Below are 7,650 nucleotides of genomic sequence, written 5' to 3'. Positions count from 1 at the left end.
CCGATCGATCGATCGGCGCGGGACGGTGGAATTACGGGGTGGATTTACGGTGGTGATAGTGGTCATACGGCGGCCATGAAGGGAGGCTGGGACCAGGCGCAGCGCGCGGCTTCTCCGAACCGCGGCTGCTTCTCCCGTCCATGGGGGCGCCATGCGAGTCGAATTGATCCAACCAGCCGCAAACGTTCTCTTCGACGTGCCGGACGAGACGCACGAAGAGATCATCGCGCTCATCGACGCGATCACCCAAGACGCTCAGACGCGGGCCCCGGACAAGGCCGCCGCGTTCGGCGAGTGGTGCTGGCTCGTCTTCACGGTCCACGACGACGTGATCGAAGTGCTCGACGTCGGCTGCGCACGATGACGTCGGATCCCGCAGCGACGGGCGGCACGTTCGCCGTGCCGCCCGTCGCGCCGGGATCTTCCGTTACCGGGTGTCGGACTTCTTCTCCGGATGCTCTTCCGTGGCCTGGCGTTCAGTCGCGGATTTCTTCTCGGACTCGGTCTTGCCGCCGGCCCTGGTGTCTTCGTGCTTCGCCTTCGGCGGGTATTCGATCTTCCCCCAGGCGTGCTTCTTCTCAGCCATGACGGTTCCTGTCTGAACGGGAGAGGGGGTGGCCTTCGGCAGTGTCACGGCGCACCCCCGTCAGGCTTACTCCCGTTCCTGAATGCGACATCTTGGGATGTTGCCATTGTGCACCGTTTGGGTGAGATGCGCCGTTTCCGTCATGCGTCGAATCAGTCGCCGACCGGCACGTCAGCGGCGCAGGTCCCTGCTGCGTACGTAGCGCAGCCCGCACGCGTCCTCGTACGGGTCGCCGTCCGCCCAGACCAAGGCCCGCAGCGGCTGCATCGGGAGCCAGGTCAGGCCGAGCAGCCAGCGGCCCACGAGCTGCCAGAACCGCGGCCGCCCCGCGTCCACCTCGCGCACCACGCGCGTCACGAGCAGGAACTTGCCCACGGTCGTCCGGAACACCCAGGTTCCCAGCACATGGTGGACGAAGGACAGGCCGAAGACGCACGCGGCGGCGTAGATCCACCAGGAGCCACCGGTCTTGTCCGCGAGCTGTGTGGCGAGGCTGAGACCGCCGACGATCGTGATTAGGCCGTCGATCGTGGAGAAGAGCATGCGGCGCTCGTCGCTGACTTCTTCGGGTACGGCGGGACGCTGCGGGGTCGGCTGCGCATACGGCTGGGCGTACGGGTTCGGGTGCGCATACGGGTGTGGGGGAGCGTACGCCTGGTTCTGCTGCTGGTGATGTTGAAGATCGGCCATGGATCACCATCTTGCCGTATGGCATGTCCTGCTCAGTCCAGGGCACCTCCGTGGTAGCGGACGCCTGGGTTCCACAAGAGGAAGCCCTTGAGGCCGTTGGATCGGGCGGCGTCTATCTGGGCCCGTACCTCCGCGTCGCCGTAGCTGACGCCGAGTGAGAAGTCCTGGATCCAGGGGACGATCTCGGCGTTGGAGTGTTTCGTCTGCTTCACGAAGTCCGCGAGGGACTTCTTGGTGATCGGGTACGGCTGGGAGTTGGGGTCCGAGACTCCGTACTCGCCTGCCGCCCAGTGCGAGGGGTAGATCATCGGGGCGATGTAGTCGCACACCTCGGCCAGTTTGCCGATGTCCTGGGCGATTTCCTTGGGGCGGGTGACGGCGATGCCGAAGACCGAGACGCCCAGGAACGCGCCGTGCTCGCGGGCGACGGTGCGGGTGTCGGCGACGACGTCCGCGATCGACTGCTCGGGTGTGGTGTCGCCCAGGCCGGGGAAGGACATGCGGCTCAACGGGCCGTCGGGGCGGCGGATGTAGTCGTAGAGGATGTCGTCGAAGCCCAGCTTCGCGGCCTCTTCCGCCAGGTCGATGTGGTACTGCCGTACTTCCTTGTTGGCGAAGTTGGTGAAGGAGAGCGTGCCGTAGCTGCCGCCGTCGTACGCGCCGCCGCCGGGAGTCTGCACGACGCGGTCGCGGTGTCCGGACTTCCAGGACTTCGAGGCGAGTACCGGGTCGCGGAAGGCGACGATACGGCCGACGACCTGGCCGCCCGCCGCGTGGATCTCCTTGATGGCCTTCTTCGCGTCGTAGTGGCCCTTCGAGGCGCCGATGCTCTTGGCGAGCGGCACCTTGGAGTCGTAGCCGATCTCGCCCAACTCGTCCTTGATGTCGAGCTGTACGGCGTTGATCTTCTTCTGCTTCAGGAGCTTCATCACGGGCTCGCGCAGCTGGTCGGAGGCCCAGCCCTGGGAGCTGACGTGTACGGCCTTCAGAAGCGGGCGTCGTACGGTGACGTCGGCCTGCTGCCGGGCCGTGTTCCCCGCGGCGTCGGTCGCGATGACCGTCGCGTGCGCGGGCGGGCGGGGGAGTTGGGCGCTGAACGATCCGTCCCGCTCAAGGCTCGCCGTGCGGCCCGCGACCGTGACCTGCTGCGCGCCGGGCGCCTTGCCCTTGACGGTGACGGGTCCCTTGAGGGCGTCGGCCTCGATGTCGGGCACCTCGATGCGGGGTGCGGTGGTGTCGACGGTGAGCGTGCGTACGATCTCGGTCGCTTCGGTGAGCAGCGTTCCGGGCTTCGTCACGCGCAGTTCGTACGTACCGTCCTTGAGCGCGCCCAGCTCCACGGAGAGCGTCCGTCCGTTCGTGTGCGCCCGCAGGGGCTTGCCGTCGAGGGTGACCTGCGTGCCGTTCGGATCCCCGTCGTCGGCCGCGGTCACGTCGAACTGGCCCTTGCGCAGGTCCTCCGCGTTGATCCGTCCGTCGGTCGGCAGGCCCGCGAGCCGCAACTCGGTTTGGTGCGAGGCGCGTATGAGGAGGGGGGCGCCTATGACGAGCAGCACCGCGAGCAGCGCGCAGAGAAGGATGGCGGCCCGTCTGCGCGGGAAACGACCAGAGAGAGCACCGGAAGTACGGGTAGAGAGGGAGCGGAACCAGTTCTTCCAGTCAAGCCGCATAAGCACACCCTCCAGGAGGTCTCGTGCGTCGCCGTCTTCGCCGTAACGGCACAGTTGCCGTGTCCCTGTTCGTCCTGGCCACCATGGCGGTCTCCTGCGGAGAGGCCGGGAAGGATGCCCCGCACGCTGGCGCCGAAGCCTCGAAGTCCACGGAGTCTGCCGGTAGTGAACGGCAGGATTCCCGCTCCAAGGCACCCGGACACCACTCCGAGCCCGCGAAACCGACGAAACCTCCGGAGCCGGAGAAGGTGAAGGCCAACGAGCTCGGTGCCGTGCCGGTGCTCATGTACCACCAGATCGTCGAGAAGCCGGGCAGCGCGTACGACCGGACCCCGAAGGACTTCCGCGCCGAACTCGAGCGGCTGGCCCGGGAGAAGTACGTACCGGTGACCGCCGCCGACTACGCCACGGGGAACATGGACATCCCCGCGGGCACCCACCCCGTCGTGCTCACCTTCGACGACTCCACCGACAGCCAGTTCCGCCTCGGCGCCGACGGGGAGCCGGTCGACGACTGCGCGGTCGGCATCCTGCGCGACGTCGCCCGCGAGCACCCGCACTTCAAGGCCCGCGCCACCTTGTTCGTGAACGGCGGCGCATTCGCCTCCACCGGGCAGAAGAAGGCCCTGACCTGGCTGCACGAGCACGGCTTCGAGATCGGCAACCACACCCGCGACCACGCCAATCTCGCCCAGAGCGGCGCCGACGGGGCGCGGCGGCAGATAGCCGCGGGGCAGAAGTCCATCCTGCGCGATGTCCCCGGTGCCGAAGTGGTCTCCCTGGGGCTTCCGTTCGGCGCCCAGGCCGAGCCCGCCTCCGTGGCAATGACGGGCAGCGCGGGCGGCACGACGTACCAGAACCGTGGCGTCTACCTCGTCGGGGCCGGGCCCGCGCCCTCCCCGTACGCGGCGTCCTTCGACCCGGTGGCCATCCCGCGCATCCGCTCGGCGCCCCTCAAAGTCCAGGACGCGCAGTACGGTTCGACGCACTGGCTCAACCAACTCGCCGACGGCTCGCCCACCCGCTACACCTCGGACGGCGATCCGGACCGCGTCTCCTATCCGAAGGACGCGTCAGCAAAGCCGGTACAGAAGAAGGGAGTTGAGCTCCGCCCGTACTGACTCTGCCCGTACTGACCGGTGAGCCGGGGTGAAAGCGCGGGCGGGTTCTGCTCGCCCAGCGCCACTTCGAGGGCGGGGAGCCAACGCTGCCGCTCCCTAAGCCTCGAAGTCCTCCGCGAAGTCCTCCACGAAGTAACTGTCGTGGCGGATACGGAACTCCTTCAGCTCCTCCCGGCTGCGCTGCGACATCTCCGCCACCCGCTCGAAGTACTCCTCACGGGGCGCGCCCGGCGCGAAGAGCAGCAGCATCGACGCGGGGTCGTCGGAGGCGTTCTTGAAGGCGTGCAGCCCGCCCACCGGGACGTACAGGAAGTCGCCCGGACGGCAAGTGACCCAGCGCTCGCCGTCGAAGATGGTCACCTCGCCGTCGAGGATGTAGAAGGACTCCGAGATCGCACGGTGGAAGTGTGTGCTCGGCCCCGGCGCCTGCGGCCCCATGTCCACTTTGTAGAGCCCGAATTCGCCGCCGGTGGACGCGCCCGTGGCGAGGTAATGCGTGGCGCCGCCGGCCGACTCGAGCTCGGGCGGAGCGTCGGCAGACCTGAACACGGCGTTGATTTCGCCCTTTTCGCCGGGGTAGCGGGGCTCTGGGGACGACATGGTTCCTCCCGTGCTGGCGAGGCCGGTCGCTCGGTCGGCGGGTCGTCCTGTCGGCGGGTCGGCCTCATGCGGTCACGGTGATCTTGCCGTGCCTGGCCGCGAGTTGTCGTGGGGCGTGCGGGTGAGCTCGTCCAGGGCGACGGACCTAGGGCGTGTGGGCAAGCTGGAGCATGAGCCAGGGATGGAACGGCCCCGCTCTTGTAGGGATCTACGAAGATCGGGTCTCGGTTCGCGGCTGTTTTCGGGTCTTCCATGCCTTAGCTGACGTCACTCTTTGGCTGTGTACTCCTCGCAGCAATTGCTCGAATACTCGAAGCAAGAACAAGGGGAGGACAGCACGTGAGCGTGCAACAGTACGACACGATCGGTGAGGCATTCGAGGGGTTCAAGTCCCTGCCGCTGATACGTTACGGAGAGGTGCCGAGCTTCCTGGGCATGGTCGGGGACGTGAGCGGCAAGTCGATTCTCGACCTGGCGTGCGGCACCGGTTTCTACAGCAGGGAGTTCAAGCGGCGCGGCGCCACGGATGTCCTCGGTGTCGACATTTCCGTCGAGATGATCGCCGCCGCGCGGGAGTTCGAGCAGCGTGACCCGCTGGGTGTGCGCTACGAGGTCGGCGACGTGGCCGAACTGCGCCCTCTCGACCGGCGCTTCGACATCGCGTTGGGCGTGCAGTGCCTCAACTACGCCGAGGACAGCGCGGCGATGGAGCGGATGTGCCGCAACATCCACCGGAGCATGGTGCCGGGGGGAGAGTTCTTCGTGCTCGCCCAGAAGCCCGACTACGCATTCGACTGCCCGTCCCTGGACAAGTACGGGTTCCGCTGCGAACCGACGGGCGAGGAGAACGAGATGGGCCCGCGCGTGCAGGTCACGGCTCTCCTCGACCCGGAGCCGATCAGCATTGTCGGCACGGCCCTGCGCCGCGAGGTCTACGAGGAGTCTCTGCGGGCGGCCGGATTCAGTGAGCTGACCTGGGTCCCGCTGAAGGTGTCCGACGAGGGCATCCGTGAGTTCGGTGCGGACTTCTGGGCAGACGCTCTCGACCACCCCCCGCTGGAGATGCTGCGCTGCCGCGCCTAATGGCCGACCGGCCACCCCGTAAGGCGTGCTGAGGAGCTGTCGAAGAAGGGGTGGCCGGTAAGTCGGCAGGCATGCCGGCCCGGCCGCGGGGTCCGCTTGTGGGGGGAATCGGCTGATAAATTACAGTGGCTCCGTGTGACATCAAATTCTTCAAATTCTTCAAAAAGACGCTCAGGGTTTCTCCGCCCCCTGGTGGCGGTACTCGCCGCGCTCGCCTCGCTCGCGTTCGCCGTTATCGCCGCACAGCCCGCCGCGGCCGAACCCCACACGATGGACGGCCCGTTGACCCCGCTGGCGCAGAGCGAGGTCAACAAGTTCCGGCTGAACATCGACCGCACGACGATGTACGACAACTACGGCGCGGCGATACGCGGCGTGGAGAAGAGCGGCACCGTCACCACGAACGGGCCGCTCGGCGTGGCCCTGTCGGGGCAGCACAAGGGGCGCCCCCTCTGCCACACCACCGGACTCAACGGCACCTTCCTGTACAACGGCTTCTGCTGGGACAAGGGGGACGACTCGTCGACCGACTGGACCCCGCAGGGGCTCACCGCGTCGCACGACGCGCAGCCGGGCGGGACCGTCGCCGGTCACCACCTGTATGTGGCGACCTGGCACTACGCCAACGACAACCGTGCCCGGATCTCCATCGTCAACTCCACCGGCAAGGAATGGACTTACGGCCACGTCCTCCTGGTCGAGCCGACGGGCAACGAGAAGAGCGGCGACTTCCAGGCGGTCACCAAGACCCACGCCGACGGCGCGGTCTGGTACGGCAACAAGCTGTTCGTGGCCAACGGCAACCAACTACAGGTCTACGACTTCCGGCACATCTGGAAGATGCAGAAGATCTCCGATGATGTCGGCATCAAGAACGGTGTCTCCTCCGCCGGTTATCACCAGTGGGCCCTGCCCATGGTGGGCCAGTACAAGATCGACCCCGCGGCGAAAGACCCCCGCACCTGCCCCGCACCCCACCACACGGGACGCGCCTGCCTCGGCTCCCTGAGCCTGGACCGCAGCGGCCCGGTGGACCACCTCGTGTCGGGCGAGTACTACGCGCGCAAGCACGGCTCCGACGCCCATCTGGCGCGCTGGCCCCTGAACCCGAAGACCGCGCTGCCCGCGGCGGACAACGGCGACACCATCGGCTCGACCACCGCAAGCGGCGGCTTCAAGGCGCCGGTCAAGCAGTTGCAGGGCGTCGCCACGGACGGCACCTACTACTACCTGGCCGCCCAGTGCCCCGTGGGGTACATGGGTGAGGACGAGCCGTGGTACTCCTACTCGTGCATCTACCGCGCGAAGCCCGGCACCACCGGAACCGTCCTGACCCGATCCCCGAAGTACACGCAGAACCTGTCCTACGCACCCTCGTCCGGCCGCCTCTGGGGCCTGGGCGAGGTCCACGGTCAGCGCTCCGTGTTCTCCCTCAAGCCCAGGGCGGCCGACCACAGCGTCTACCTGCGCAACTCCTACAGCGCCCTGTGCGCGGGCGGCGGCAGCAAGACCGGGAACGGCGCCCCCGTCATCCAGTGGGGCTGCAACACATCGCGGGACGAGCGCTGGGTCTTCGAGAACACCACGGACTCCAACGGCAAGAGGGCGTACTTCGTACGCAACGAGTACTCGGGCAAGTGCATGGGAGTCGCCTCCCACCTCAACGACGGCGCCGGGGTGGTCCAGTACACCTGCAACGGGGCCGTCGACGAGAAGTGGTGGTACGACAGCGGCAGCAAGACCCTGCGCAACGTCTACTCCGGCAAGTGCCTCGGTCTCGGCGCCACCGCCACGAAGGGCACGCAGCTGATCCAGTACAGGTGCAACGGCAAGCCGGACGAGAGCTGGGAACGCATTCCCCGCTGAGCCGGGCACCCTCCACCTGCGAGCTCGGGGCGGG

Annotated in this window: 8 protein-coding genes; 4 read left to right on the top strand and 4 right to left on the bottom strand. The window is 67.4% G+C overall.

Annotated features, from left to right (window positions below; all coding sequences use genetic code 11):
* Positions 1-151: 151 nt before the first annotated feature.
* A complete protein-coding gene (locus tag ACWD10_RS12030; RefSeq protein WP_451089675.1) occupies positions 152-364 on the top strand; it encodes a hypothetical protein in 213 nt (70 codons plus the stop codon).
* A gap of 63 nt (positions 365-427) precedes the next feature.
* On the opposite strand, the gene ACWD10_RS12025 is transcribed toward ACWD10_RS12030, so the two are convergent.
* The 3 genes from ACWD10_RS12025 to ACWD10_RS12015 all read right to left on the bottom strand — a co-directional run bounded on the left by ACWD10_RS12025 (position 428) and on the right by ACWD10_RS12015 (position 2,946).
* Complete coding sequence (locus tag ACWD10_RS12025) at positions 428-586, bottom strand: hypothetical protein (RefSeq protein ID WP_451089673.1); 159 nt, start codon at positions 584-586, stop codon at positions 428-430.
* Positions 587-757: 171 nt separating this feature from the next.
* A complete protein-coding gene (locus ACWD10_RS12020; RefSeq protein ID WP_451089671.1) occupies positions 758-1,276 on the bottom strand; it encodes an RDD family protein in 519 nt (172 codons plus the stop codon).
* Between the two features lie 32 nt (positions 1,277-1,308).
* Positions 1,309-2,946, bottom strand: coding sequence for a putative glycoside hydrolase (locus ACWD10_RS12015; protein WP_451089669.1), 1,638 nt, complete (start codon positions 2,944-2,946; stop codon positions 1,309-1,311).
* Between the two features lie 23 nt (positions 2,947-2,969).
* Here ACWD10_RS12015 and ACWD10_RS12010 point away from each other — a divergent pair, with 23 nt between their 5' ends.
* Positions 2,970-4,067: a polysaccharide deacetylase family protein gene (locus ACWD10_RS12010; RefSeq protein ID WP_451089667.1), complete on the top strand. Its 1,098-nt coding sequence runs from the start codon at positions 2,970-2,972 to the stop codon at positions 4,065-4,067.
* Positions 4,068-4,163: 96 nt separating this feature from the next.
* Here ACWD10_RS12010 and ACWD10_RS12005 read toward each other — a convergent pair whose 3' ends face one another.
* A complete protein-coding gene (locus ACWD10_RS12005) occupies positions 4,164-4,667 on the bottom strand; it encodes a cupin domain-containing protein (protein WP_451089665.1) in 504 nt (167 codons plus the stop codon).
* A 339-nt stretch (positions 4,668-5,006) separates the two neighbouring features.
* Here ACWD10_RS12005 and ACWD10_RS12000 point away from each other — a divergent pair, with 339 nt between their 5' ends.
* Positions 5,007-5,750, top strand: a complete 744-nt coding sequence (locus ACWD10_RS12000) for a class I SAM-dependent methyltransferase (RefSeq protein WP_451089663.1) — start codon at positions 5,007-5,009, stop codon at positions 5,748-5,750.
* A gap of 192 nt (positions 5,751-5,942) precedes the next feature.
* A complete protein-coding gene (locus tag ACWD10_RS11995) occupies positions 5,943-7,616 on the top strand; it encodes an RICIN domain-containing protein (RefSeq protein ID WP_451089661.1) in 1,674 nt (557 codons plus the stop codon).
* Positions 7,617-7,650: the final 34 nt, after the last annotated feature.

This window comes from Streptomyces sp. NPDC002851, from assembly GCF_053591935.1.
This window is presented reverse-complemented; position numbering and strand designations above follow the sequence as displayed.